This is a genomic window from Acinetobacter lwoffii, from assembly GCF_024129115.1.
Lineage (GTDB): Bacteria > Pseudomonadota > Gammaproteobacteria > Pseudomonadales > Moraxellaceae > Acinetobacter > Acinetobacter lwoffii_T.
The window spans coordinates 57,153-83,109 of the sequence record NZ_JAMXXO010000013.1; the positions used below are offsets into that span (position 1 = coordinate 57,153).

Consider the following 25,957-nt stretch of genomic DNA (forward strand, 5'->3'; position numbering starts at 1 on the left):
TGATTGAGCAGATCATTGAGGCTACTGCTCATTCAAGCCGCTTTCTATTCGGAAGACGGTTTCAGCTTTCTTAAAAGATTGCCTCTGGCATAACGACCCACCGGATTTTTTTCGGCACGTCTACGTCGAATATCCTTAGGATTGATGGTCAGTGCTCGGTAAATTTCCACCCGATCCCCTGCTGCCAGTGGCTGCTGCTGATCTTGCAAGCGCACGCCAAAAATGCCCAGAGATAACGGTTCAGGCAAGTCGACCTGCTCACGGATTCTACTTTGCTGAATCGCATCCAGTGCCGTCATGCCAGGCTGAAATGGCACGGCTAGATGAAATTGTTTTTCTGACGTCGCATACGCTACCCAGATCATCGCCTCACTCATCAGACGAATTGTCCTAAGACAGCAATGATTGCCAGAATAATCCCCACCGGCAACACTACACGCACTGCAATACGCCAGATGTTATAAAACGCTTCAGAGCTAAAATTCATTGATTTACGCAAATGACTGATCTTCATGATCCAGCCAGCAAATAATGCATAGATCAAACAAATCAATAAGCCCCAGACGAGCAAGACCACATTGAAAATTGGGCTTAGATTTGGAATAGCCCAGATCAGCGTGACCGCCACCACAATTGCCCATTGAATTGCAGGATGAAGCTGGCGTTGCTGTAATTGTTCACGTGCCATTTGCAGAATTAATGCGGCAGCTGCCACCATTGCTGCGACCAGAGTAAATGCAGGAATTTGTGCTTGTACGGCAAAGAAAGTAAATGCAATGACAGCAACTAGCTGCGCAATCCAGATCGGCAATACCGTCTTGCTGGCGACATCCTGTTGTTGTACAGCGCTCAGGCTAGATTGCCAGTACAAGCCCATGCCCAGACCACTTGCGACCAAAGCCAATACGGTGGCATTGCCCCATTCCGAGAACTCGACTGGTGTGACTTGCCATGCAGGTAGCGCAGTTCCCATCACATTGGCCAGAACCAGAGACGCCAGTACGCCAATCGTGGTAACAGCCAATAAAATTTGACGCGGTAGCAGTGACAGGGCCAACGCTACTATTGCCAATCCGATCAACAAAAGGTTCGGTGCAAGATCAAGTGCAGCAACCGCCAGAACATTACTGGCATTGTTCAGCATTGCACCTGCCAGAAACGGAATAAAAATCACACTTAACCAGCCGACAATACGCCATTTCTGTGACGCATCAGCTTCACGGGTCAGCGTTGACAGCGCCTGTAATGGCGTTGTTCTAGAGCGCTTAGCCAAAGCAATTTCCAAGTAGCAGACTGGAAGTGCCAGAATCAGCATGGTGGCTAACCAGAGCATCCAGAAATCCAGCTGACGATCAATCTGTATACCGGTTATCGGTGCGAGCGTCGCGATGATAATAAACGATAAACAGAAAGCCATCAGCGGCGATAACCATTTTGACATAGCATTGTCCTGCATGATGCATTCCTATAAAAATCTAGCGCTATTTTGCCTTGTGAAGCGGTGAAAATCAAAAACAAAAAGCAAACCACCTTAACGGTGATTTGCTGCGCCAAAATTATAATTAAATTGTAATTCTTGTTATCTCTTTAGATATTTTATTATGAGAAAAACCGAGCGAACCAGTTTTTACCGGTTTTCTTTTCTTTTTCCTTGATGATGCCCATCATATTTTCTTTCACGGCACCGACATAATCGGCGTCATCGTGCTGAATATGGTTAATCAGCCATTTCGATAATACTTCGTGCAGTTCATGTTCAATCGACTGCCCCAGTTCAAAACGGTCACGATAAGATTCAATTTTCTTAATAAACAGGTCATGCACACGTTTATGCGGTACCCGGTATTTATAGCCGGCTTCTTCCTGAAGAGATTCCTCAAAGGTGAAATGCGACTGGGTATAATCAATAATATTGTCGAGAATCTGTTTAATACGGGCACGCTCGGTATTGGCATCAATTTCGTTGATATAATCGAGAATTCGTTTGTGCTGATCGTCAATCACATCGATACCAGTATTATAATCTGGAACCCATTTCATTTTCATTACGACCACCTATAAATATTAAGGACTTATAACGTGAAAATGAGCATATAGCGTATTGATTCAAATAAAAATGAAGCAAATTAGTCGGCTTTCCGCCTAAATCCGGCTTTTTCATTTTAAGTTTCTGTTATATATAATTAAAAATAATTTATCCTGAGTAAAAGGCTAAGATATTAATTAACCAAAATCCGCAATAAACCTTTATTTATTCTTAGATTTTTTCTTATTTTTTAAATATAAAAAAACGGAGTTTAAACTCCGTCTTTAATCGCATTTCAATATTGATCAGCTCGCGTGACGCGTTTTAAGGAAGGATCAAGACGTTCACGTTCCAGACGTTCAACATGCGTCAACTGAGAACGTACTTTCGCCCCATGCTGAAACAGGATCATTTCACCGGGCTGGAAGGCAGTCCATTCTTCATTCTGGGTCAATGGTTCAGTGGTAATCACTGCGACGCGATCTTCAGGGGTCGTGACCTGACTAAAGTCCACTTCGACATCAATATCAATCAGCTGAGCCGGTCTAAACGGGTATTCACGTACCAGCCAGTGGAGTTTAGTAATCGCATAGCTAAACAGCGCCTGACCATTCGACAGGCAGAAATTAAAGGTACCATGCTCGGCAATTGCAGGTGAAATTTCAGCTAGAAGATCGAAAACCTGATCCAGTTTTGGCTCACGATAGCCAAAGCGTTTCACCAGTTGATCCAGCAGGTAACAGAAGGCACGCTCACTGTCGGTATTTCCGACTGGGGTAAAGCGCCCTGACAGTTCGGGAAAATAATGATGTAAATCGCCATTATGGGCAAAGATCCACTGCCGCCCCCATAACTCGCGGCTAAAAGGATGCGAGTTTTCCAGATTAATTTTGCCTTGAGTGGCTTTACGGATATGGGCAATCACATTGCGGGATTTGATCGGATAATTACGTACCAGTTCAGCAATCGGAGATTCAACCGCAGACTGGTTATCAACAAACAGACGGCAGGCTTTATCTTCAAAGAAAGCAATCCCGAAACCATCCGCATGATCAGAGGTAATGCCCGCCCGTTGGGAAAATCCACGGAAGGAAAAAGTAATATCCGTCGGGGTGGCACAATTCATTCCGAGCAGTTGGCACATGGTTTGATTTCAGCTCTTTATTTCACTTAGAAGCTTATTGTGCATGACTGTTCCTGTCATTTCAAATAGCTGGCTATAAGAAATCCAAATAAAAAAGAGCCTGCATAGAGACTCTTTTTGGCAACAAATGGCTTATGAACGATGCGGATTGGCACGGTTGGTAATGAGGGTGCCCACACCATGATCGGTAAAAATTTCCAGCAAACTTGCATGCGGTACACGACCATCGACGATATGCGCACTCACGACACCGCCTTTTACCGCATCCAGAGCACAGCCTACTTTCGGAATCATGCCGCCATAAATCACGCCGGTTTCAATTAAACGATCGACTTCTTGAGTGGTCAAACCAGTTAACAGATTTTTATTTTCATCCAGCACACCTGTGATATTGGTGAGCAAAATCAGTTTTTCTGCACCTAAGGCTTCAGCGACTTTACCAGCAACCAGATCGGCATTGATATTATAGGTATTGCCTTCTTCGTCGACACCTAGCGGGGCAATGACTGGAATAAAGTCACTATTGGTAAACATTTCCAGAACATCGGTTTTCACGCCGACAACTTCACCGACCAGACCCAAATCAATTTGCTCAACTGAACCATCTTCAGCCACTTTTTCCATCAGCAGTTTTTGTGCACGGATCAGGTTACCATCTTTACCGGTAAGACCAATGGCACGGCCACCATGCTGGTTAATCAGGTTCACAATAGATTTGTTGACGCTACCACCGAGTACCATCTCGACTACTTCCATGGTCGCAGGATCAGTCACGCGCATGCCGTCGATACGGTCTGATTCGCGACCCAGCTGTTTCAGCATGGAATCGACTTGCGGGCCACCACCATGCACTACGATCGGATTAATACCGACTGTTTTCAATAATACGATATCACGTGCAAATGAACTTTCCAGCTCAGGATCGGTCATCGCGTTACCGCCGTACTTTACCACCAGGGTTTTACCCGCGAAGCGTTGAATATACGGCAAAGCTTCTGTCAAAATCTGTGCTTTGTCGATGCCTGTTTGTTGATTTGGCATTCGCCTCTCCTTATTGAGCATCTAAAATGTCTTGAGCGATCTCTGGATAACGGTCACGCAACATGGCTACAAACAGGTGACGAATTTCATTCAGACCTTGGGCATTATTGGCATCAAAGCGTACTGTGAAATACTCACCTGTATTGGATGCTCGAATGATGCCAAAACCATCCTCAAAATCAAGACGTATCCCATCAATTTTACTGATTTGCGCATGAATTCTTGCAGATTGCTGCTCAACGAAGTTTAAAAGCTCAACTGGACGCACTTGACGCGTTGAAATATAAAGGTCTTCAGTACCATGCCGTTTTGGGTAGGCTGCCAAGGCCTGCGCCAAACTTAAACCAGTTTGATCCAGATATTCCATGACCCGTAGCGCTGCATAGAGTCCATCATCATAGCCCCAGCCGCGGCCATCATTAAAGACATAATGTCCGGCATATTCCCCACCAAAAATGGCTTGCTGCTGAGAGTGGTTCAGATAAGTTCTGAGAAATGAACTGCCGGTACGAATCATCACCGGTTCCCCGCCCAGACGTTGCACTGTATCGCGAACCAGAGTTGAACATTTCACATCATAAACAAATTGGCGTGGTGCTGAATCGCTTAGGCAAATTTCGGCAAACAGACATAATAACTGATCGGCTGTGATAATCTGACCCTGTTCATCAACCAGAACCAGGCGATCGCCATCACCGTCCAGGGCAATACCGAGATCAGCCTGCTGTTGCATGACAGTTTGGCGTAAAGTCTCAAGATGTTTGTCCTGCGAAGGATCCGGCGCATGATCCGGAAAATGTCCATTGGCCTCGCAACGTAAAGCGGTCACGTTACAGCCCATTTTTCTGAGTACCAAGTCGGCACAACGTCCGGCAGAGCCATGCAGACCATCCAGAATCACTTTAAATGGGCGCTTTAATTGAATATCTTCTAATATCCCCTGCTGATACTGCAGGCAAAACTCTGGAATAATCTGATGCGGCAGTTCAGCTAAACCAAGTAGCTGGCTATCGCAATGCGACTTTGCCAGTTGGGCCACCTGTTGAATCATCTCAGGACAAGGTGGTTCACCATCAATAATCCATTTAATCCCATTATCTTCTTTAGGATTATGACTGGCGGTGACCATAATGCCATTGCCATCAAACTGGCGTGCGGTGAAATACAGCATCGGGCTGGAACAACAGCCTATAATAGTGGCTTCCAGCGAATAGTCTTTAAAAATACGGGCAATGATGTCGGCAAAAGCCGGACTACTGATGCGTGCATCATAACCAATGGCGACACGTGTCTGTCCCGCAGCCTGATACTGCTGGGCTAAACCGTGGGCAATTGCATCAATGATCCCGGCACCTAATAGACTGACTTTACCGCGTATGTCATAGGCACGAAAGATATGCATGGGGAATGGATGATTCATAGATCCCATAAAACTGTCTTTTCACTATTCGTTAAAATAAGGAGATTTAAAATGATGATTTCATCATAATGACTTTAAACATTTGTTTTTGTTTTAAGACCTGCTATTTTTAAACGATTTCAATGTAACAATCAATTATAAAAATATAATAGACCTCTTGCGAAAGTAAAAACCACCTCAATATAAATTTCATGAGATATCAGAAATTAAATCGTTTTTCAGATTCTGAATTCAAACGCTTGGTTGGCGTACCTCGACATGTTTTTACTGAAATGGTAGAGGTTTTAGAAAAAGCAGAATCACTCAAAAAGAAATCAGGTCGTCCTCATACTTTAAATATAGAGAATCAATTGTTATTAACTCTCAATTACTTACGGAGCTACAGCACTCAACTGGAATTAGCGGCAAATTACCATATCGCTGAAAGTAATGTGAATCGAACCATTAAAAAGGTTGAAGATGCATTGATGAAATCAAGACGTTTTACTCTGCCAAAACGAAGCATTACCACGGCAGACGAACACTTTAACTGGGTCATTATTGATGCGACAGAATGTTCAATAGAACGTCCGAAAAAAAAATCAGAGTAAATTCTACAGTGGTAAAAAGAAGAAATATACGCTAAAAGTACAAGTGATCTATCATCCGAACAGCAAACAAATCATAGGGCTAGATATATCGAATGGCAGTCAGCATGACATTAAATTGGCAAGAAAAACGGTTAAGAAATTCAAACATTGTGAATATGTTATGACTGATCTAGGGTACTACGGATTAGAGCAAGATGGCTTTAAATTATTGATGCCAATAAAGAAAAAGAAGAATTTACCTTTATTTGATGTTGAGAAAAAGTACAATAAAATGATTGGAAAAATACGAGTTGTGATCGAACACATTAATAGTCAATTGAAAACATTTAGAATATTAAGTGAACGCTATCGAAATAGACGGAAAAGATTCGGCTTACGCATTAACTTAATTGCTGCACTCGTAAACCGGATAAACTTGCAATAATGACTTTCGCAAGAGATCTTATATATAGATATTTTTATGAAATACTTTATATTTCTAGAGTACTTTTATGGTTAAGAATCCTTCAAAACAGCTTCCATATCAATGAAGAAGCAATCCAGATGTTGGAGAAATTCCATAACCTGCGTATGAACTAATGTGGATTTGATGGTATTAACCACGTATACCACCAGTCATGAAAGTCGGACGGGAAAATTGACTCTAAAATAATGATTAACACCACATACATAACAATATTTTTAAACCAAGCCTTTTTGGCAAAAGCTAAGGACTTTGGGTAACGAGTGAATTGTAACCATAGGGTCATGATAAATAAAATACAGGCCATACTGGTTTGGATAAAGATTGCAATGTTTATCCGAGTTGAGACTTCTTGTGGACAAGCAAATAAATAATGACCGAGAGAAATCCAGTTGGCTAATAAAAAACTATGAATCACTGTAAAACTATGATCAATTTTACCTATATAAATTAAATCCACTGCACGATGTGCCATCAATGCAATCGGAATCCATAATAATGCAACAATTTCTCGTGTTAGCCAGGCAGGTTCTGGATACTGGAAGAAAAAATAAACATTATCAAAAAAATGCAAAGCAGCAGCGTAGAGTGTAATCCAAATCAGGGCTTTATAAACTTTAAGTAAATTAGGCAAGACAAACACGGATTGCATAGTCAATATCTCAATGGAGAGCTGTTAAAGTGTTTGATCAAAGGCAGTTAAAACATTATCCCACAGCGATTTTGCCTCACTACGAAAATAACCCATATGACCGATTTTCGGTAATGACTGGGTTAATGGAATATCAATCAATTGGACATCTGCATTTTGATAACCTTGCATAAATGCGTTACGTGATTTAGGTAATGCCCATAAATCATCTAAAGCATTTGCAGCAATAATTGGCGTATGAATTTTTCTAAATTGTTCTGCAATTTCAGGGATTTTAGGGTCATCAAAAAAATAATGAGGGAATTTACACCAGCGTTTCCATTGTTGATATACCCCATAAGGTAAGTCCTCACCCATACCTAATAATGACATCGGAATATAGCCTTTCCATTGTGCCAATGCGGGTAAAACCAAATCCCACAGTAATTTTACTTTCATTGCTTCGGCTTTTGGCATATAGCCATACCAGCCTGCACCTGTGGCAAAAGTATAAAGACACTTGATTTTTTGATGATTGGGTAATAACCCAAAGGCATGTCCACCAAATGAATGACCCACTATAAAAAGTGGTAAATCATCTGCCATCGTATCGACTACGGCAGCAAGATCAAGTGTTGCCCATTCAATAAAATTACTATCAAAATTTTTAAAATCCGCAGGTTTAGAACGACCAATTCCCCGATAATCAAAGGTGATGACATTGTAACCGTATGTCGCTGCATACTCGGCAAAACGTCGATAGAACGCTTGCGGTACGCCTGTTGCACCAGCCAGAATAATGTTCGCTTTCGGCTTGTCGGCACTGTAATGGCGTGCTGCAAGTGGGTAGCCATCTTGGGTGGTAATGGTGAAATTTGTGTTCATATTTAATCTGGTTATAACAGTTGTTATAGTGAAAATTATGCTAAATTATAACAAGTGTTATAGCAATATGTTTTTTAAAGGGAATGTGACTGATGAGTTTGGCAGCAGAGAGTGAATTAAATACACGGCAGCGGCTTATTTTTGCGGTACTGGATTTATTGCGGACCCAAGGGTTAGCAGCAACCAGTGTGCGAGAAGCGGCTAAACATGCACAAACGCCATTGGGTTCGACTTATCATTATTTTCCTGATGGCAAGCCACAAATGGTCAAAGAGGCGTTGTTATTGTCTGGAAATATCGCGTTGGAACAACTGGATAAAGCATTGAATCAGCATGGGACACGTAAGGGTATTACCGCATTTATTGCGTGGTGGGGGAGGATTGTACAGGATTCCAGTTTTCAGGCAGGGTGTCCTTTAATGTCGGTATTGATGGAAATAGGAAAAGACGATGAAAAAGTACAATATGTTGAAACAGTCAAACAAGTGCTAAATTTATGGAAACAACGATTGACACAAGCACTTGAACAAGACGGCATCTCATTTGAGCAGGCCACACAAGTCAGCTTAAGCATTATTGCGTCGTTTGAGGGGGCGATTTTGTTATGCCGAGCATGGGGAAATTTAACCCCGTTCCAAGCGGTAACTGCACAATTAGATGTAATGATTAAAAATTTGATTTAATTGTGTTTAAAATAGTTTAATGTGCTGAATTATTCCTATTTGTTTTTACTCATAGCCCATGTGAGGACTTATTAATAGATTGTCTTTAATTTATTAAATAGACTTCTTGTAAAAATAAAAATCATAAAATACTACTTTCGCAAGAAGTCTAATCTACAACTTTAGAATTATAGGGTTCTTGTAATTAAACAATGATTATTCAATTATATTTATTTTGAGTTTCATCTAATTAGACATTTGATAATTACATCAATTTTGGATTTAAATAATTCTACTTGGCCGAAAAAATAAGGTTTTATTTTTTAAATATATTTCAACCAACTCATTTTTTTTAATATTTAATCTAATCAACTAAAAATGGCTTACATCCAGTTAATGAATGTAAGCCATTATTAAAACTTAGTTTTTACCCGTATGACCAAAACCGCCAGCACCGCGTTCAGTCGCTTCGAATTCATTCACCAGATCGAATTCAGCTTGTACCACAGGAACCAACACATACTGCGCCAAACGTTCACCTGGCTCTAAGCTGAATGCCGTCTGACTACGGTTCCAAACGGATACCATCAATTCACCCTGATAATCAGAATCAATTAAACCTACCAGGTTACCCAACACGATCCCATGTTTATGGCCCAAACCCGAACGTGGCAAGATCAGACCAGCAAATGCAGGATCTTCAATATAGATTGCTAAACCAGTTTTTACCAAAACCGTTTGGCCTGGTTCAATGATTGTGGTTTCTGCAACACACGCACGCAAATCCAGCCCCGCTGAACCTGTCGTAGCATAAGTCGGTAATGGCCATTCCTGACCAAGACGCGAGTCAAGGACTTTCACCTGAACTTTCATGTATTCATTCCTGTTGTTTCATTTAAAATAAGAGCAAGTCTTGTACCTTATCGTTTGATAAGATTACGCAAATTATCAAGATAATGTTGGGCTTGTAATTTTGGATCGATGTTACCGGCCAGCTTTTTCTTGCGGCCTAACCATTCCAGCTCATCTTCCGGTAATTCATCCAGGAAACGGCTTGGGGTCATTTGCTTCATCTGCCCACCGGCCTTGCGCTGTTCTGCCAGAGTAATGGTCAGTCCCTGACGTGCACGGGTAATCCCCACATACATCAGACGGCGTTCCTCTTCGACCGTTTCTGCAGCGATCGAGTTTTTATGTGGCAGAATTTCTTCTTCCAGCCCGATCAGATAGACATAAGGAAATTCCAGACCTTTAGACGCATGCAAAGTCAATAAATTGACTTTATCGGTGTCCTCTTCTTCCTGCTGCTGCTCGAGCATGTCCAGCAGCACCATTTTACGAATCACACTTTCAATATTTTTTTCATCAACATCTTCAGCGCGGTTAATCAGGCTTTGAATGCTGCTATAGAGCACTTCGATATTGTCGAGCTTGGTCTTTTCCTGCGCTGGTGTGGCTGCAGTTTCCTTGATGTAATCGATATAACCGGCTTCAATCATCATCTGGCGGATAATTGGCACTGGTTCATCATCATCCAGTAAATTGCGGGTAAAACCCTCAATAAAATCGGCAAACTCAGCCAATTGAGTCGTGGCCTTTTTCGGAATCGCCATGGTCAGACGCTGATCCGCAGCCGCAGCCAGAAGCGACAGATTATTTTCCTGAGCAAATAGACCGAGCTTTTCCAGCGTTACCGGACCAATTGCCCGTTTTGGCGTATTGATAATTCGTAAAAATGCACTGTCATCTTCAGGGTTAATGATCAAGCGTAAATAGCTCATCATGTCCTTGATTTCGGCACGTGCGAAGAAGGACTGTCCGCCAGATAATTTATACGGAATCTGCATCTGGCGCAGATGGGTTTCTAAAATACGCGCCTGGAAATTGCCGCGGTACAACACCGCATAATCTTTCCAGCTTTTACCGTTCATCAATTTATGCGTGATCAGGTCTTTAACCACGCGTTCTGCTTCATCATCATCATTGCGGCAGGTAATCACACGGATCACTTCACCATGGCCTTTGTCCGACCAAAGCTTTTTATCAAAAATATGCGGATTATTACCAATCACGGTGTTGGCTGCTTTGAGAATACGACTGGTCGAACGATAGTTCTGTTCCAGTTTAATCACTTTTAAATTAGGAAAATCCTGCTGCAGCAAGGCCATATTTTCCGGTTTAGCACCACGCCAGGCATAAATCGACTGGTCATCATCGCCTACGGCGGTGAACTGTCCCATCACGCCAACCAGTAATTTCACCAGAATATACTGCGCCGTATTGGTATCCTGATATTCATCGACCAGCAAATAACGCACGCGATTTTGCCATTTGTCACGAATTTCGGCATTTTCCTGCAGCAAGCGCGTTGGCATCACAATCAGGTCATCAAAATCCACGGCGTTATAGGCACGCAAATTACGTTCATATAATTGATATAAATGCGCAAACTGCACATCTTCGGCAGTTTCACAGGTAGTATGTGCCTGCTCGGGTGGAATCAGATCATTTTTCCAGTCCGAGATCATTTTCATGGCTTTGGCAATCAGTTCTTTGCTTTCTGCACCGGATAAATTGTCACGCTGCATCAGATCCATCAGAATGCGTTTACAGTCGTCAGCATCCAGAATCGAGAAATTATTTTTCAGTGGGGTATGTTTCAACTCCAGGCGCAGCATATTCAGGCCAAAAGTATGGAAGGTCGAAACTGAAACGCCTTTACTTTCTTCACGCGTCAACAATTTGCTGACACGCTCTTTCATCTCACGTGCTGCCTTGTTGGTAAAAGTCATCGCAGTAATACGATGTGCGGGAATCCCGCAATGCTTGACTAAATACGCGATTTTTCGCGTGATCACTGAAGTCTTGCCTGAACCCGCTCCTGCAAGTACTAACAAGGGTCCTTGAGTGTATTTCATGGCTTCAAGTTGCTTGTCATTTAACTGACTGGCGAGTGACATATGGCTTCCTCTTCTAGATTCGGCTCCGATTATAGTCATCTCTGCGTCAGTTGCCTAATTTAAAATACGATTAATCAGATCAATATTCAGATATAAAAAAACCACCCGAAGGTGGTTTTTTCTTAAGCGTTCAAGAATTATTGAACTGCATATACCGCGATTTCTACACGACGGTTTTGCTCTTTACCTGCGGCAGTTGTATTGTCTGCAATTGGGTTCGCTGAACCTAAACCTTGAGCATTAATACGTGTACGTGAAACACCTTGGCCTGCCAAGTAAGTCGCTACAGAGTTTGCGCGTGCTTGAGACAATGGCAAGTTAATTGAGTCATTACCCGTGCTGTCTGTATAACCAGTTACAAGAATACCGCTCTTGTTATCTTCAGTTAATACTTGCGCTACTTTGTTCAAAGTGCCATAGAAGTTTGGTTTGATATTTGACTTATTGGTGTCAAATGTAATACTGCCTGGCATTACAAGGTTAATCGAACCATCTGCATTACGGTTAACGTCTACGCCCGTACCCGCTGTTGCTTGACGTAATTTTTTCTCTTTGTTATCAAGATACACACCCGCTGCACCACCAACAACAGCACCAATCGCTGCTGCACGGTTATTTTGACGGCTGGTATTCGCATTGCCTTTAGAAACACCGTAACCTGCTGCAGCACCAATTAAAGTACCTAGAGCAGCTTTATCATATTCCACACCACCGATGTTATTACCAGTTGATTGACAACCTGTAAGTGCTACGGCCCCTGCTACAGCTGCTGAAATGACTAGTGCACGCATCGCATGACTCCTTGTTGTATGCTTTGTTGTTAAGCGAGATAATGATTTAAATTGAATGGGCTAACCATTGAATTTTTGTTAATAATAAATCGTTTAGTAATATTTTGTAATGTTTATATGTAACTAAAACCAAGTAGTTCGTCACAATATCTTCATAGTTTCCTGTTTAGGCTTTTTTATTTGCCTAACTGTCTCTATATTACTCAAAATATGAAAAAATTTAAGCGATTAATCTGTGGGGACTGTTTGGATATGTCATCGAATAGCAATAAGCAACCGACTTTAAAAAAACTGGCGCGTGGCCTGACGGTCACATCCGTCATAACGGGCAGTACTTTTTTTCATGGTCCTCCGGTGCTGGCCTTGGGTTTAACCAAACTTTTTAAAAAATCCGCAAAAGTGGATGAAACCAATATCAAGATTACCAACAGCTGGTTAGGGGTCAATAATTGGCTGATTGAGCATGTGCTGAAAAACACGCAATGGCAAATCAGTGTAGATGAATCACTGGATTTGAATATGCAGGGACGTTATTTGATGACCTGTAATCATCAAAGCTGGGTCGATACTACTGTCAATCAGTACTTCGGTCTGACCCGTATGCCCCTGACGCGCTTCTTTACTAAATGGGAACTTATTTTTATTCCTTTTGTCGGTCAGGCTTTTAAAATCTTAGGCTTCCCGATGATGAAACGGCATAGCAAGGAACAGATTGCCAAAAACCCTGTGTTGAAATATCGGGATATGGAAGAAGCACGTAAATCCTGTGAGCAGCTGATCAGTCAGCCTTTTACCCTGTTAAATTATCTGGAAGGCACGCGCTTTACCCAGGAAAAGCATGATCAGCAGCAGTCTCCCTATACACATTTACTGAAACCTAAAGCCGGTGGTCTGGCATTGGCGCTCAGTATTCTCGGCGATAAAATTGATGCGCTGGTCGACATGACCATTGTTTATCCTGACGGTATTCCGGGCTATGGCGAATTTTGGTTAGGTGAAGTGCCACGTATTGCGGTAAATTTAAGAAAAATTGATATTCCTGACTGGGTACTGGGCGGCAATTACGAAGGTGATGCTGAATATCGTGCACGTTTTCAAAAATGGATTGATCAAATCTGGACTGAAAAAGATCAGCTCATCGCACAAATGCAGCAGAACTTTACCCAAGCCCCAGTCGGATCTGTAACCGAGTAATTATGAAGAACGACAACCCGGACATAACGTTCAGCTCCTTTAAATTTGTTCGTAAAGGAACCTGGGGCTGGAAAATTGCACTGATTTACGACATTTTCATGATGGTTTTAATCATCATCAATCTGTTCTGTCTCAGTGCTAACGCCATTTTAATGAGCGATTTTGGGCAGTGGTTGTTTGACTTCATTCGTTTACCGGAAATCTTGCAGTTTTATAAAAGTGATTTACGCCCTTGGGTGATCATTACCGAGGGCTGGTTTACCACCTTCTTGGTCTGTGAATTACTGGCACGCTGGGTTATCGCAATTGTTCTACGTCATCATCGACGCTGGTGGTTCTTCCCTTTTGTGCATTGGTATGAAATTTTATCTATTATCCCTCAGCTACGTTTCCTACGTCTGCTGCGTGCGGTTGCGATTGGCTACAACCTGCATAGCCATGGTTATAAAGTAATTCCCAATCGTTGGTATCGCCAAGGCAACTTTTATTACAACATGCTGATGGAAGAGCTTTCCAGCCGGGTGGTACTGACCGTACTGGACGGCATCAAGCGTGAACTGACCACAAGTACATCACATAAACAGTTAATTGATGATTTAGTGGAACATCACCGTAAATTACTGGCCATTGCCTTGGCAGATATCTTGCAGGAGTCTTTGGGTAGGGAATTACAGTCACAACGTTCCATGATCGCTAAAAATGTAGGGCAAGTAGTGAATCAGGCGATTGAAGACACTCCAGAACTGACCCAATTATTACGTTTGATTCCAATCGTAGGTAGCCGGATTGAACAGCAAATTCAAAGTATTGGTCAACGCCTCGGAGAAAATATCACGCAAGGACTGATTGAACCATTTACCCACACAGGTCAAAAAGAAAATCCGACTTTTACCCTAATTTCAGATAAAATCAGCCAGATTCAGATTGAACATAATCCACATATTGATAAATTGGTCGAATCGGCTGTTTTTGAAACACTTGAAGCAATCCGAAAACAGGTAAAAGTCAAACAGTGGCAACAGATTTTAGAAGAACATGAGCAAAATCAGAGCTCAATAGATAAGTAAAGTTTAAAGTACAGAATCAGACTAATCCGTCCGGTCCTATTCGCATAAAAAAATAACTGAGATCGCTAGAGAATTACTGCAATTTGTTCTAGGATTTGCACTATTTACAACATTGCTTCGACACAAAACCAGCAGGTCAGAAGTATTTAAGGAAGAATTATGGCTGATATACGGATAAAAGGCAGAATGGTCAATGCGATACGCATTAGCCTAGATACCAATGATCATGATGCAATCCGCCAGCAACTTAGCCCAAAATTACAAGCAGCATTTCCACCCGGCACTTTGGCAGTCATTGAAAGTTCAGTTGAACAGGAACTCATTGCGCTGATCCAACTGTTAATCAGTCTGGATGTACAGCCTATGGCTGTTACTGAAGGCTTACTTGGAGATCAGGCGCGCGCCATTCAGTTCCCGGTACTGCCACCTGATCGACAGTTAGAAGAAATTAAAGCCACCAAAGAACAGGTGGTGGAAGTTAAACCAGAACCTACAGCGGTGAATGATGATCAAGCCCCTGCTGCCCCGATCGTTGCGCATATCACCTCATATCATGATGAAATCCTGCGTACCGGCCAATGTATCGTGCAGCATAATGGCGACATTATTATTAATGCCGGCATCAATAGTGGTTCAGAAGTGATTGCTTCGGGCAATATTCATGTCTATGGCAGCGCGCGTGGCCGGGTCATTGCAGGTGCGGGTGGCAATACTGCAGCACGTATTTTCTGTCATAGCCTCGAAGCAGAACTGATTTCGATTGCAGGAACCTATTGTGTGGCGGATGATATTCCACCACACGTAGTTAAAAAATCCGTGCATATTTACTTGAATGATCAACTAGAGCTTGTATTTGAAGCTCTACAATTTTAATGTATAAATAAACACCAAAAACCCCATTTTAAACAGGGGATTTGAACCATAACAGGAGTGGATTCGGTGGCGAAAATTGTTGTCGTAACGTCAGGCAAAGGTGGTGTAGGTAAAACTACAACGAGTGCATCTTTTGCAACAGGTTTAGCCCTACGCGGTCACAAAACTGTTGTTATTGATTTTGATGTAGGTTTACGTAACCTTGATTTGATTATGGGCTGTGAACGCCGTGTAGTTTATGATTTTGTGAATGTTTTAAATAACGAAGCACGATTACAACAAGCACTGATTCGCGATAAAGATATTGAAAATTTATATATTTTACCTGCATCACAAACACGTGATAAAGATGCCTTAACCGATGAAGGTGTGGCACGTGTAATGGATGAGCTTTCGCAGGAATTTGATTATATTATCTGTGATTCACCTGCCGGTATTGAGCGTGGTGCTATTTTGGCCATGTATCATGCGGATGAAGCCATCATTGTGACTAACCCTGAGATTTCTTCAGTACGTGACTCTGACCGTATCATTGGCATGCTCGACAGTAAAACTAAAAAAGTAGAACAAAACGAAGGTCGCATTCGTAAGCATCTGTGTATTACCCGTTTCAATCCGGAACGTGCCGATAAACAGGAAATGCTAACGATTGATGATATTTCTAAGGATATTTTACGTGTACCGACCTTGGGCGTTATTCCTGAGTGTCCAAGCGTTTTACAGGCATCGAATGAAGGTAAGCCGGTGATTCTTTTCACTGAAGCTTCTGCAGGTCAGGCCTATGATGACCTGGTTGCGCGTTTCCTTGGCGAAGAGCGTCCTTACCGTCATATCGAGGTAAAACCTAAGGGCTGGTTAGCACGACTATTTGGAGCGTAGACATGGCAGGATTCTGGAGTAAACTTTTTAGTGGCGAGGATAAACCATCAAGCGCACGGACTGCTAAAGACCGTTTGAAGGTGATCGTTGCATCCGAACAAGGCTTGGGTCGTCGCTTGAGCCAGGACAAAATTGACCAGATGAAGACTGAAATCATGCAAGTGGTCAATCGTTATGTTCGCGGTGTCGATGAACAGCATATTCAAATGCAGGTCCGTTCTGAAGCCAATATTGAAATGCTTGAAATGAATATCAATTTACCTGAAGAACGATAATCTGATTTTTGATTGGTCAAGTAAATTGATTCAAGGCAAAATATGAGAGTGGTAGAAATAGTAGTTTAGCTATATTCCGCCCACTTGAAGCATAGCTTCAAGTCTTGCGACTAGGCAAAGCAGTGCTTTGCTAATCTAGTCTCATATTTTGCCTTTTTTCATGCCGAAAAAACTACATTAGATCAAGGAAATTGCGATGGCATTATCTCAACCAGCGACCTTTAACGAAGAATGGTCAGATGAGCGTGTATTTGCCTACTTGAATCAGCTTCCTCCTGCAGGTGTTAATGCTGATTTTCACGTGCTGTATCATGCTTTCAAGCATATGCGTCCATTCGATTATGAACGCCTGTTGACGAAATTTGTCGCTGATGGTCGTGATGTCAATGCAACCAATCCGGAAGGACAACGCATTCATGACGTGATTGCCACTTTCCCGCGTCAAAGTGCCGAGTTCCTGGATGTATTGGCAAAATTTGCCTGAGTCAAAAATACATAAAAAAGCCTGCTTTGAAAGCAGGCTTTTTTAATATCAAAACTTATTTCAGAGATTATATATGTTAGATGCTTATGAAAAACTATTTGAACTTATTGATAAAGAAATATTTTTTAAATCAAGTATAAATAATATTATTTATATCCAAGATACAGAAATTGATCGAAGATGGAATAATTTAAAACAGGATCTTTTAAATAATACACCTATGACTATACGAAGTTATGGACGTAACGGTATAAATTCAAATCTATTTCAAGAACTTTATAAAATTCTTTTTAATCATCAGAATATTCATATTGACCGTACTAACAATGATATTCCCGCTAAAATTCTGAAAGATTTAACACCATATTGTAAAAAAACTAAGCGCGTAGATGGTCCAAAAATAAGAATTATGAATTATCAAATCTCACATTTGTTTGGCCGTACTAAAAACCCGCTTTTATTTACTGCACCATGGAATATTGCCTATATACCAAAATACTTAGATCCCTTTACTGGTCATGAATCACAAGGTACTACAAGTCGAGAATTTAAGCAGATTTTTAATCGTCTTTTATCTGAAAAGTTCAAGGAATATATCCAAGACTATAATCAATTCATTGCTGTTTATGCTCATCAAGAAAAATTAAATGATGCAATTGAGCAAGTTCGCCGAAATATAAATAAACCGCTTGAAGAAAAGACCTTAATTAATTTTAAGAAAGATGTTTATTTACAGTGGTCTAAAATTGAATAACTCCTTTACAAAAAAGGCCTGCATCATGCAGGCCTTTTTATTGCAAAGATTGTGAAACTAAACCAGAATCTCGCGTTTACCATTGGCACCCATACCGCTAACAATGCCGTTTTCTTCCATCTGGTCAATGATCCGTGCAGCACGGTTATAGCCCAGACTGAATTTACGTTGCAAGGATGAAGTAGAAGCCTTACGGGTTTCCAAAACAAAAGCTACACACTGGTCATACAGTGCATCACGGTCTGAACTGCCCTCACCACCATCTTCAAAACCACGGCTGGATGGTTCTTCATCAAATGGTGTCAGGATCTCGTCGACATAATTTGGTGAACCACGTTCACGCCATGCATCGCAGATCCGGTTGACTTCGTCATCGGCAATAAAGGCACCATGTACACGCTCAGGTTCGATTTTACCCGGGCCGAGGAATAGCATGTCACCGTGACCGAGCAAGTCCTCTGCACCACCCGCATCCAGAATAGTACGCGAGTCGATCTTGGAGTTAACCCGTAGCGCGACACGTGTTGGAATATTGGCTTTGATCAAACCGGTGATCACGTCCACCGATGGACGTTGGGTCGCAAGCAACAGGTGAATACCGGCAGCACGTGATTTTTGTGCCAGACGGGTAATCATTTCTTCGGCTTTTTTACCCACCTGCATGATCATATCCGCGAACTCATCCGCGACAATCACAATGGAAGGCAATGGCGTCAAACGCGGCGCACGTTCACCCACAACAGAATCGCTGGCTTTCCAGGTTGGATCGATCAGGTCTTCACCATTGGCAATCGCCTCTTCCACCTTGCGGTTATAGTCGCTTAGTTTACGGATTTTCAAGAAAGACATCAGCTTATAACGACGTTCCATCTCATTGACACACCAGTTCAATGCGCTGACCGCATCTTTCATATCGGTGACTACAGGCGTCAACAAATGCGGAATATCATTATAGTTCGCCAGTTCCAGCTGCTTTGGATCGATCAGAATAAGACGCAATTCATCTGGGGTATATTTCAGCAACATCGATAGAATCATCGAGTTGACCGCCACCGATTTACCGGAACCCGTGGTCCCTGCCACCAGCATATGCGGCGCTTTACCCAGATCAGCAATTACCGGATTACCGGAAATATCCTTACCCATTGCCATAGAGAGAATACTATTCGGATCAGTAAAGGCGGGAATGGTCAAAAGTTCGATTAAACGGACCATTTCACGGGTACTGTTTGGTACTTCAATTCCGATATACGGCTTGCCTGGAATGACTTCAACCACACGAACCGATGCCATCGACATCGAACGTGCCAGATCACGCGAAATATTCGTCACTTTAGAGGCTTTTACCCCTGGCGCCAGATCCAGTTCAAAACGTGTCACGACTGGGCCTGGCTGTGCTTCTACCACCTTGGCTTTGACGTTGAATTCCTGCAACTTGATTTCAAGCAGCTCAGATAAACGTGCCAGCTGCTCTTCGGTAAAATTCACTTTTTTATTCGGATCAACTTCATCCAGTAAATCCAGGCCTGGAAGCGGCGATAAATCTTTACGGCGCTCTGCCACCTGCATGGCACGTGACATCGGACGGCCTGAAGCATCGGTCAAAGGAGCATCAAAATCAAACTCGTCTTCATCTTGTGGTTTGCCAGCAGTCTCTTGCCAGGCTTCCACAAATTCTTCTTTCGATAAAGCCTCGCGTACTGCTGCATTGGCGGCGGAAGAATTGGATATCGGCTCTACAACCTGATGCTGAATCGGTGCCTGTACAAAAGCAGAAGATTGCGCATAGCTCGAAGCACGTACAGGTTGTTGTGGCTCGTCCTCTTCAACTAACAAATCACCCAGATCATCCAGATCGGTTTGCAGTGCGCTATTTTTTACTGCATGTACGGTTGCTGCCGATGCCATCACCGGCGCAGCATTTACTACCTCTTCTACAATTCTTGACGTTTTTTCAGGCGGCGCGGTATTGAATGGGCTATGCACATCTGTCGCAGTTTTGCCTTGCGGAACTGCAGCCAGAAGTTCATCAAAGATTTCATCATCATCCCAATCCAGGCCTGTATGTGAAGCCGATGCGGTTCTGGTGTGAGCATGAGTCTGTGCTGAAACAGGTTGAGGAGCGGCTATATGTGAGACTGGAGAATTAAGCTGTTCTTCTTCGGCTGCTTTGAGTAAGGCATCAATATCCTGTTTATGGCGCTGATCTTCATTTGAATGTAAGGCACGCCACACCTCGCCTGTGGCTACCACACGATCCGGCTGTTGAGGCACTTGCTGTACTTGCTTAAATGTCTCGACTGGCTCAGGAGCCTGCTGCTCAGCTTCGGGAAGATCATCATAAAACTGCGGTTGTTGTGATTCTTTATCGGCAAAATCATCAAATAAGCGTTCAGCCACCTGATCACGTACCACCGGATCTATTTCTACCAGTTGATGCTCAGGCGCAGGTGTTACTGCAACCGCTACTTTTTTTGCACTAATGACTGGCTCTTTTTTGGCGACAGGTGCAGTCCGATCAAAATCAGACATGCCTTCAGGCACATTACGGTAGAACAGGTCTTGTAGATAAGCAGGCGTTGCTTTGAGGCTGCTCCAGGTCTTGTTCCACTTCACCCCAAAAGCCAAGGTAAATAACACCACCCAAAGCACCAGCAGGAAGAATGCTGCACCATAGACTGTCAGCAATTGTTCCAGACTCTGGCCTAATTCATAGCCAATAATACCGCCGGAAGAATTATCCAGCGTATCAGCAGGAACTTGCCAGAATAAAAACAAAAGCGCTGAGGTGCTCAGCAACAGGAAGAATTGCGCAGCATAGCGAAATGGCCGGTTCAGGAAGCTACGCGGCCACCAGACCTGAATCGCCTCCATAAACAGATAGACAGGGATCAGCAGACTTGCCCAACCGAGAAAGCCAAACAAAAGGTCTGCAATCCAGGCACCCGCTACCCCACTAGCATTCGAAACGGTCTGCGTATCACTAGAGATATGCATCCACCCCGGATCAAATGGCGTATAGGTCACTGTTGCAAGAAACAGATAAATCCCAAATGAGACTAAAAATAATGTCATTACTAAGCGCTGTGCATAGGCACTCGACACCGCTGTCATATACTGTCCTGTAACCAATTCTTCATGAATATTCTTTTGCTTCAATGCTTGAAAAAAGCGACGCAATAAAATGCATATTATGCACCTGTTCTGTGAAAAAAGATGCACTATTGTGCAAGCACAATGTTACTTATGCTATATAGCCCAAATCGATTTCAATGATCAATAATATCGACTTTAATCTCACACCACTGTTATACAGTTTCACGTATAATTCAATAAATTTCTAAATAAAAAAGGATACAGCTGATGAGCGCACGTCACTCACGACTGATTATTTTAGGTTCTGGCCCTGCAGGCTATAGCGCAGCAGTGTATGCAGCGCGTGCAAACTTGAAACCTACCCTGATTGCAGGCTTGCAACTGGGCGGTCAGCTGACCACGACGACTGACGTCGATAACTGGCCGGGTGATCCCGAAGGTTTGACTGGTCCAGCATTGATGGAACGTATGCAGGCACATGCAGAGCGTTTTGGCACTGAAATCGTGTATGACCATATCAATGAAGTGGATCTTAGCCAGCGCCCCTTCGTGTTAAAAGGCGATATGGAAGAATTCACCTGTGATGCTCTGATCATCTGTACCGGTGCAACTGCCCAATACCTCGGTCTGGAATCTGAAGCAGCCTATATGGGTCAAGGTGTCAGTGCTTGCGCAACCTGTGATGGTTTCTTCTATAAAAACCAGAAAGTAATGGTCGTAGGTGGTGGTAATACTGCTGTTGAAGAAGCGTTGTATTTATCTAACATTGCTTCTCACGTGACTCTGGTTCACCGTCGTGATTCCTTACGTTCCGAAAAAATCTTGCAAGATCATTTATTTGCCAAAGAAAAAGAAGGCAAGATCAGCATTATCTGGAACCATCAGGTCGATGAAGTACTCGGTGATGCACAATCTGGTGTGACCTCAGTTCGTATTAAATCAACGCAAGATGACTCTACTCAAAACATTGATGTGACGGGTATGTTTGTGGCGATTGGTCACAAGCCAAATAGCACCATGTTCGAAGGCCAGTTAGAACTTCGTGACGGCTATATCCAGGTGCAAAGCGGTACTGCAGGTAATGCAACACAAACGTCGGTACCGGGTGTATTCGCAGCCGGTGATATTGCAGACAGCATTTATCGTCAGGCGATTACTTCTGCGGGTTCAGGCTGTATGGCTGCACTGGATGCGGAAAAATATCTTGATGCGATGGGTAAACTAGACTAAGCAGCAAGAATAAAAACGCCGTCCATTATGGGCGGCTTTTTTATTGCTAGAATGAGATGATGATTTATCTATAGATTTATATCGGGTCTGCCATGTCTTTACTTCCTCCCTCAGAATTCATTTTTCCCAATCCGATCGAGGTTGATCCTGAAGGTGAAGGCCTGATTTGTATTGGTGCAGACCTCTCCCCTTCCACACTTTATGAAGCCTATACGCATGGATTATTTCCCTGGTTTTCAGAAAGTGATCCGATTTGCTGGTGGAGTCCGGAACCACGCTGCATTATTCGCCCCGAAGATTATCATCCGAGCAAATCCCTGCTACGTAATATGAAAAAGCAGGACTATAAAATTACGGTCAATCATGCTTTTGAAAGAGTGATTCGTTCCTGCTCCCTACCTCGTGCTTATGCAGACGACACCTGGATCAGTGAAGATATTATCGCAGGCTATTGCGACATGTTTGACGCAGGATATAGCTATAGCATTGAGGTCTGGGATGAAGATCGCGTCGTGGGTGGACTTTATGGTGTGACCATCGGTCAAGGCTGTTTTGGTGAATCCATGTTTAGTACGCAAACCGATGTTTCTAAAATGGCTTTCTATACTTTAATGCTGATTGGACAGGAAAATAAACTACCCTGGATCGACTGCCAACTGGTGAATGATCACCTGTTAAGTCTGGGTGCCTGTACACTTTCTCGCCAAGCTTATCTTAATTCTTTACAAGATATTGTAAAAAAGCCTGCTATCGATTGGAAAAAGTATCAGGAAGGTGTATTTTCAAGTAAAACAATAGCGCAAAACGCGCGCTTAAGTGAATGAAAATAACAGAGGGTAGTTGTTATGAACTCTTATCAGCCAAAGGCCCTACTGAACGATTTACAGTATTATATTACGCCGCCGCATGATTGTAGCTATTTGCCCAACAAGTCGGCGCGCATGGTTTTTCTGGATCCTGCACATCGTATTGATGTCGTAACTTTATCGGAACTGTCACGTACCGGTTTCCGCCGCAGTGGTGATTTCGTGTATCGCCCCGAATGTCATCTGTGCCGTCAATGCCTATCTTCGCGTGTGCCTGTCGCTGAATTCCGCATGAACAGCTCACAAAAAAAAGCCTGGAAACGTAATCAGGATCTGGTGATGAAAATTACCAGTCCAGAGCACGCCGGTGATCTACATTATGCGCTGTATGAACGCTATATCAATGAACGCCACGCAGATGGCGACATGTTCCCACCGACTCGGGATCAGTTCGAAAAATTTTTATTACAAAGCTGTACCGACAGCTTCTTTCTAGAATTATGGCAAGGTGAGCGTCTAATCAGCGTTTCCAACTGTGACCTGCTGGATGATGGCATCTCTGCCGTTTATACCTTCTTTGATCCGGATGAAAATCGTCGTTCACTCGGTGCTTTTGCAATCTTGAAACAGATTGAACATGCACAAAAGTTGGGCTTGCAGTTTATCTATCTGGGATATTGGGTGCCGCACTCTAGCAAAATGAATTACAAATCTCAGTATCTACCACTGGAACTCTTGATCGATGGACAATGGCGACGCCTGAACCATGCACTCACTGAGGCGGAGATTCAGCACTTGGGAAACTCATTAATGACGACCTTACCCAGCGGATGGAATCACCAGATTATTAAATAAAGTCGTCAGTTTGTATTATTTAAATAGACTAGCAAAATCATCTGTACATGCTTTCACCATAATGATGGCATGTTCACGGCTTCCGTTACTGTTAGGATAATAATTCTTGCGCAGATCAATCTGATGAAAGCCTGATTTTTCATAAAGCTTGATCGCAGCCTGATTACTCTCGCGCACTTCCAGGAAAATCTGCACCGGATTATTTTTTAGCATCGTCACTGAAGCCTCCAGCAACTGATAGCCCAAACCCTGACCTTGCTGTGCCGGATCAATTGCCATGAGCAATAAATTGGCTTCATCCAGCACCGGTTGTAAAATACAAAATCCGGCCACCTGCCCTTGCACTTCAATCACGGTACTTTGATAAGCCGTTACAGCATCTTTGAACTGTTTTAAAGTCCAGGGATGGGATTGAACCGATCTCTCAATCTTTGCAACGGCTTCTACATCCGCTGCTTGCATTAAACGAATCATCTTCGTTCATCTTATATAGAATCAACCTCCGCATTATAGAAAGTTCATGCAAAAAATCGAGCAAAAAAAAGAGCGATTTTAGTCGCTCTCCAATCTTCAGTTCTGTCACAAACCCAATTTAGCTTTCCAAGTCGCCAACAGTTGATCTGTATAATGATCATTCGGATGGAATCCCGGTTTAAAATACATCAGCATTTCTTTCGCCATACCCGTAATGACACCTTTAGAAGGACTATAGGCATAGGTATAAATGGCTTTTAAGGACTCAAGATTAAACTGCTGATCCTGTTTAAGCAAACGGGCGAGGAAATAGCTTTGCACCACAAATAAGGTTGCCATTGCGATGACCAAGGATGAAGTACGCAGTGCATAGGCTTTTAGGCCTTTGCCAAAAACTCCTTCAAAGACATCATGTGCAACTGCCTTATGTTCATTTTCCTCGATAGCATGCCATAACCACATGGTTTTCATGGTTTCATCTGTCATCAATTCCTGAATGTGGCTATTGGTCAAAAGCTGTGAGGCAATGGTTGCAGTGAAATGCTCAAGTGCCGTAGTTGCAGTCAAATCTACCATTTCTTGGGTAATTCCCACAGGCTTACCCAGTTTAGCCATGACTTTACGTGTCGTTTGAATGACTTTATCGGTATAACGATCAAGCGTCTCGACATCATGCCCATGTTTTTGCGCAGAAGCATTAAAGCCGATATGCTCGTGAGTATGCATGGCTTCCTGACCAATAAAAGCAGAAATTTCTTTTTGTAATGCTTCATTATTGGCAATTGCAGGATGGTTACGTACCGCGCGGACTGAATCTATAAAAAACTTTTCACCTGCTGGAAATAGCGCAGATAATGCGGTCATAAAATGAGTGAGACCTGCTGAACCATTCATCCAATATTCCGGTACAGCATCAAAATCAAAGTTCATGCGACGAACTGGAAAACTTGCACCCGCACGATTTGTAATATTTACTTTCGCATTCATGTGACCACTCCCATCAGGCCAATCCAGACCCGAAAATGTAATATTCATATTCTTATCTGTATATTACGTGGTAATTTTTTTTACATAAGTGCAGTTTAGGTCAAGCCAATATCAGATAAGGACAGCTTTTAAAATCATTGTCCGACAATCTATTTTTAGTTTTATAAAAAGTTTGAATCAAAAAAAAGCGCCTCAAAGAGGCGCTTTTCTTACACAATCAGCGATTATGCAGTTACTTTAGCAACTACACCAGCACCAACTGTACGACCGCCTTCACGAATCGCAAAACGTAGACCTGGGTCCATTGCGATCGGGTGGATTAGCTCTACTGACATCTCAACGTTGTCACCAGGCATAACCATTTCCACGC

At 42.7% G+C, this 25,957-nt stretch carries 27 protein-coding genes; 12 read left to right on the forward strand and 15 right to left on the reverse strand.

Features of this window, described 5'->3' with window-relative positions:
* Positions 1–44: 44 nt before the first annotated feature.
* From NI470_RS10675 to NI470_RS10700, 6 genes are all read right to left on the reverse strand, one after another.
* The gene (locus NI470_RS10675; protein WP_253146801.1) at positions 45–377 is read right to left on the reverse strand and encodes an RnfH family protein; all 333 of its coding nucleotides are present in this window, start codon (positions 375–377) and stop codon (positions 45–47) included.
* Entirely contained in the window at positions 377–1,456 is a 1,080-nt protein-coding gene (locus NI470_RS10680; protein WP_253146800.1) for a hypothetical protein, read from the reverse strand. Before NI470_RS10680 ends, NI470_RS10675 begins: the two co-directional genes overlap by 1 nt.
* 143 nt (positions 1,457–1,599) lie before the next feature.
* Positions 1,600–2,046, reverse strand: a complete 447-nt coding sequence (locus NI470_RS10685; protein WP_153566760.1) for a bacteriohemerythrin — start codon at positions 2,044–2,046, stop codon at positions 1,600–1,602.
* Between the two features lie 275 nt (positions 2,047–2,321).
* Positions 2,322–3,170, reverse strand: a complete 849-nt coding sequence (locus NI470_RS10690; protein ID WP_253146799.1) for a class II glutamine amidotransferase — start codon at positions 3,168–3,170, stop codon at positions 2,322–2,324.
* Between the two features lie 132 nt (positions 3,171–3,302).
* Positions 3,303–4,211 (reverse strand): acetylglutamate kinase, encoded by a 909-nt coding sequence (gene argB, locus NI470_RS10695; RefSeq protein WP_004279270.1) that lies wholly within the window; start codon positions 4,209–4,211, stop codon positions 3,303–3,305.
* Between the two features lie 10 nt (positions 4,212–4,221).
* Positions 4,222–5,640 carry a phosphomannomutase/phosphoglucomutase gene (locus tag NI470_RS10700; protein WP_253148346.1) on the reverse strand — a complete coding sequence of 473 codons (1,419 nt, stop codon included), beginning with the start codon at positions 5,638–5,640 and terminating at the stop codon, positions 4,222–4,224.
* A 182-nt stretch (positions 5,641–5,822) separates the two neighbouring features.
* Here NI470_RS10700 and NI470_RS10705 point away from each other — a divergent pair.
* Positions 5,823–6,645, forward strand: a protein-coding gene (locus NI470_RS10705; protein ID WP_171535554.1) for an IS5 family transposase whose coding sequence is annotated in 2 segments (ribosomal slippage) — positions 5,823–6,203 and positions 6,205–6,645 — 822 coding nt in all. Because the reading frame shifts where the segments join, the coding sequence is not laid out codon by codon here.
* Between the two features lie 151 nt (positions 6,646–6,796).
* Here NI470_RS10705 and NI470_RS10710 read toward each other — a convergent pair.
* Together NI470_RS10710 and NI470_RS10715 are read right to left on the reverse strand one after the other, a co-directional pair.
* Positions 6,797–7,336, reverse strand: a complete 540-nt coding sequence (locus NI470_RS10710) for a hypothetical protein (RefSeq protein WP_253148345.1) — start codon at positions 7,334–7,336, stop codon at positions 6,797–6,799.
* A gap of 24 nt (positions 7,337–7,360) precedes the next feature.
* The gene (locus NI470_RS10715; RefSeq protein ID WP_253148344.1) at positions 7,361–8,200 is read right to left on the reverse strand and encodes an alpha/beta hydrolase family protein; all 840 of its coding nucleotides are present in this window, start codon (positions 8,198–8,200) and stop codon (positions 7,361–7,363) included.
* Between the two features lie 92 nt (positions 8,201–8,292).
* Between NI470_RS10715 and NI470_RS10720 the strand changes: the two genes are divergently transcribed.
* A complete protein-coding gene (locus NI470_RS10720) occupies positions 8,293–8,883 on the forward strand; it encodes a TetR/AcrR family transcriptional regulator (RefSeq protein ID WP_009391568.1) in 591 nt (196 codons plus the stop codon).
* A gap of 399 nt (positions 8,884–9,282) precedes the next feature.
* On the opposite strand, the gene dut is transcribed toward NI470_RS10720, so the two are convergent.
* From dut to NI470_RS10735, 3 genes are all read right to left on the reverse strand, one after another.
* Positions 9,283–9,735 (reverse strand): dUTP diphosphatase, encoded by a 453-nt coding sequence (gene dut / locus NI470_RS10725; protein ID WP_004646127.1) that lies wholly within the window; start codon positions 9,733–9,735, stop codon positions 9,283–9,285.
* Between the two features lie 47 nt (positions 9,736–9,782).
* The gene (locus tag NI470_RS10730; RefSeq protein ID WP_253148343.1) at positions 9,783–11,822 is read right to left on the reverse strand and encodes a UvrD-helicase domain-containing protein; all 2,040 of its coding nucleotides are present in this window, start codon (positions 11,820–11,822) and stop codon (positions 9,783–9,785) included.
* Positions 11,823–11,959: 137 nt separating this feature from the next.
* Entirely contained in the window at positions 11,960–12,613 is a 654-nt protein-coding gene (locus tag NI470_RS10735) for a YiaD family glycine zipper/OmpA-like lipoprotein (RefSeq protein WP_004646124.1), read from the reverse strand.
* A gap of 252 nt (positions 12,614–12,865) precedes the next feature.
* Here NI470_RS10735 and NI470_RS10740 point away from each other — a divergent pair, with 252 nt between their 5' ends.
* From NI470_RS10740 to NI470_RS10770, 7 genes are all read left to right on the forward strand, one after another.
* Complete coding sequence (locus NI470_RS10740) at positions 12,866–13,807, forward strand: acyltransferase (RefSeq protein WP_253148342.1); 942 nt, start codon at positions 12,866–12,868, stop codon at positions 13,805–13,807.
* A gap of 2 nt (positions 13,808–13,809) precedes the next feature.
* Positions 13,810–14,874, forward strand: coding sequence for a preprotein translocase subunit SecA (locus NI470_RS10745; RefSeq protein WP_253148341.1), 1,065 nt, complete (start codon positions 13,810–13,812; stop codon positions 14,872–14,874).
* A 159-nt stretch (positions 14,875–15,033) separates the two neighbouring features.
* Positions 15,034–15,747: a septum site-determining protein MinC gene (minC, locus tag NI470_RS10750; protein ID WP_005247112.1), complete on the forward strand. Its 714-nt coding sequence runs from the start codon at positions 15,034–15,036 to the stop codon at positions 15,745–15,747.
* 66 nt (positions 15,748–15,813) lie between these two features.
* Positions 15,814–16,626, forward strand: a complete 813-nt coding sequence (minD, locus tag NI470_RS10755) for a septum site-determining protein MinD (RefSeq protein ID WP_004646120.1) — start codon at positions 15,814–15,816, stop codon at positions 16,624–16,626.
* Between the two features lie 2 nt (positions 16,627–16,628).
* Complete coding sequence (minE, locus tag NI470_RS10760; RefSeq protein WP_004279256.1) at positions 16,629–16,901, forward strand: cell division topological specificity factor MinE; 273 nt, start codon at positions 16,629–16,631, stop codon at positions 16,899–16,901.
* A 196-nt stretch (positions 16,902–17,097) separates the two neighbouring features.
* Positions 17,098–17,385, forward strand: coding sequence for a PA4642 family protein (locus NI470_RS10765; RefSeq protein WP_004279254.1), 288 nt, complete (start codon positions 17,098–17,100; stop codon positions 17,383–17,385).
* A gap of 73 nt (positions 17,386–17,458) precedes the next feature.
* On the forward strand, positions 17,459–18,139 hold the full coding sequence (locus tag NI470_RS10770) for a hypothetical protein (protein ID WP_253148340.1): 681 nt from the start codon (positions 17,459–17,461) through the stop codon (positions 18,137–18,139).
* Between the two features lie 57 nt (positions 18,140–18,196).
* On the opposite strand, the gene NI470_RS10775 is transcribed toward NI470_RS10770, so the two are convergent.
* A complete protein-coding gene (locus tag NI470_RS10775) occupies positions 18,197–21,253 on the reverse strand; it encodes a DNA translocase FtsK (RefSeq protein WP_253148339.1) in 3,057 nt (1,018 codons plus the stop codon).
* A gap of 249 nt (positions 21,254–21,502) precedes the next feature.
* Between NI470_RS10775 and trxB the strand changes: the two genes are divergently transcribed.
* From trxB to NI470_RS10790, 3 genes are all read left to right on the forward strand, one after another.
* Positions 21,503–22,465 carry a thioredoxin-disulfide reductase gene (gene trxB / locus NI470_RS10780; RefSeq protein WP_004730595.1) on the forward strand — a complete coding sequence of 321 codons (963 nt, stop codon included), beginning with the start codon at positions 21,503–21,505 and terminating at the stop codon, positions 22,463–22,465.
* Between the two features lie 92 nt (positions 22,466–22,557).
* Complete coding sequence (gene aat, locus NI470_RS10785) at positions 22,558–23,289, forward strand: leucyl/phenylalanyl-tRNA--protein transferase (protein ID WP_153567204.1); 732 nt, start codon at positions 22,558–22,560, stop codon at positions 23,287–23,289.
* A gap of 21 nt (positions 23,290–23,310) precedes the next feature.
* A complete protein-coding gene (locus tag NI470_RS10790) occupies positions 23,311–24,126 on the forward strand; it encodes an arginyltransferase (RefSeq protein WP_153567203.1) in 816 nt (271 codons plus the stop codon).
* Positions 24,127–24,141: 15 nt separating this feature from the next.
* Here the strand turns inward: NI470_RS10790 and rimI are convergent, their stop codons facing one another.
* From rimI to NI470_RS10805, 3 genes are all read right to left on the reverse strand, one after another.
* Positions 24,142–24,600: a ribosomal protein S18-alanine N-acetyltransferase gene (gene rimI, locus NI470_RS10795; protein WP_253148338.1), complete on the reverse strand. Its 459-nt coding sequence runs from the start codon at positions 24,598–24,600 to the stop codon at positions 24,142–24,144.
* Between the two features lie 105 nt (positions 24,601–24,705).
* On the reverse strand, positions 24,706–25,587 hold the full coding sequence (locus NI470_RS10800) for a metal-dependent hydrolase (protein WP_004646113.1): 882 nt from the start codon (positions 25,585–25,587) through the stop codon (positions 24,706–24,708).
* Between the two features lie 224 nt (positions 25,588–25,811).
* On the reverse strand, positions 25,812–25,957 hold a 146-nt coding region (locus tag NI470_RS10805), incomplete at its 5' end, for an EF-Tu C-terminal domain-related protein (protein WP_079378470.1).

Excerpts from the sequence above, each read along its gene's own strand:
- dut (WP_004646127.1), bottom strand. The coding sequence starts at position 9,735 with ATGAAAGTTCAGGTGAAAGTCCTTGACTCGCGTCTTGGTCAGGAATGG.
- argB (WP_004279270.1), bottom strand. The coding sequence starts at position 4,211 with ATGCCAAATCAACAAACAGGCATCGACAAAGCACAGATTTTGACAGAA.
- NI470_RS10790 (WP_153567203.1), top strand. The coding sequence starts at position 23,311 with ATGAACTCTTATCAGCCAAAGGCCCTACTGAACGATTTACAGTATTAT.
- NI470_RS10745 (WP_253148341.1), top strand. The coding sequence starts at position 13,810 with ATGAAGAACGACAACCCGGACATAACGTTCAGCTCCTTTAAATTTGTT.
- NI470_RS10710 (WP_253148345.1), bottom strand. The coding sequence starts at position 7,336 with ATGCAATCCGTGTTTGTCTTGCCTAATTTACTTAAAGTTTATAAAGCC.
- NI470_RS10715 (WP_253148344.1), bottom strand. The coding sequence starts at position 8,200 with ATGAACACAAATTTCACCATTACCACCCAAGATGGCTACCCACTTGCA.
- NI470_RS10740 (WP_253148342.1), top strand. The coding sequence starts at position 12,866 with ATGTCATCGAATAGCAATAAGCAACCGACTTTAAAAAAACTGGCGCGT.
- trxB (WP_004730595.1), top strand. The coding sequence starts at position 21,503 with ATGAGCGCACGTCACTCACGACTGATTATTTTAGGTTCTGGCCCTGCA.
- NI470_RS10675 (WP_253146801.1), bottom strand. The coding sequence starts at position 377 with ATGAGTGAGGCGATGATCTGGGTAGCGTATGCGACGTCAGAAAAACAA.
- NI470_RS10800 (WP_004646113.1), bottom strand. The coding sequence starts at position 25,587 with ATGAATGCGAAAGTAAATATTACAAATCGTGCGGGTGCAAGTTTTCCA.
- aat (WP_153567204.1), top strand. The coding sequence starts at position 22,558 with ATGTCTTTACTTCCTCCCTCAGAATTCATTTTTCCCAATCCGATCGAG.
- rimI (WP_253148338.1), bottom strand. The coding sequence starts at position 24,600 with ATGATTCGTTTAATGCAAGCAGCGGATGTAGAAGCCGTTGCAAAGATT.
- NI470_RS10685 (WP_153566760.1), bottom strand. The coding sequence starts at position 2,046 with ATGAAAATGAAATGGGTTCCAGATTATAATACTGGTATCGATGTGATT.
- minE (WP_004279256.1), top strand. The coding sequence starts at position 16,629 with ATGGCAGGATTCTGGAGTAAACTTTTTAGTGGCGAGGATAAACCATCA.
- NI470_RS10770 (WP_253148340.1), top strand. The coding sequence starts at position 17,459 with ATGTTAGATGCTTATGAAAAACTATTTGAACTTATTGATAAAGAAATA.
- NI470_RS10690 (WP_253146799.1), bottom strand. The coding sequence starts at position 3,170 with ATGTGCCAACTGCTCGGAATGAATTGTGCCACCCCGACGGATATTACT.
- NI470_RS10700 (WP_253148346.1), bottom strand. The coding sequence starts at position 5,640 with ATGGGATCTATGAATCATCCATTCCCCATGCATATCTTTCGTGCCTAT.
- NI470_RS10775 (WP_253148339.1), bottom strand. The coding sequence starts at position 21,253 with ATGACAGCGGTGTCGAGTGCCTATGCACAGCGCTTAGTAATGACATTA.
- NI470_RS10735 (WP_004646124.1), bottom strand. The coding sequence starts at position 12,613 with ATGCGTGCACTAGTCATTTCAGCAGCTGTAGCAGGGGCCGTAGCACTT.
- NI470_RS10765 (WP_004279254.1), top strand. The coding sequence starts at position 17,098 with ATGGCATTATCTCAACCAGCGACCTTTAACGAAGAATGGTCAGATGAG.
- NI470_RS10730 (WP_253148343.1), bottom strand. The coding sequence starts at position 11,822 with ATGTCACTCGCCAGTCAGTTAAATGACAAGCAACTTGAAGCCATGAAA.
- minC (WP_005247112.1), top strand. The coding sequence starts at position 15,034 with ATGGCTGATATACGGATAAAAGGCAGAATGGTCAATGCGATACGCATT.
- NI470_RS10680 (WP_253146800.1), bottom strand. The coding sequence starts at position 1,456 with ATGCAGGACAATGCTATGTCAAAATGGTTATCGCCGCTGATGGCTTTC.
- NI470_RS10720 (WP_009391568.1), top strand. The coding sequence starts at position 8,293 with ATGAGTTTGGCAGCAGAGAGTGAATTAAATACACGGCAGCGGCTTATT.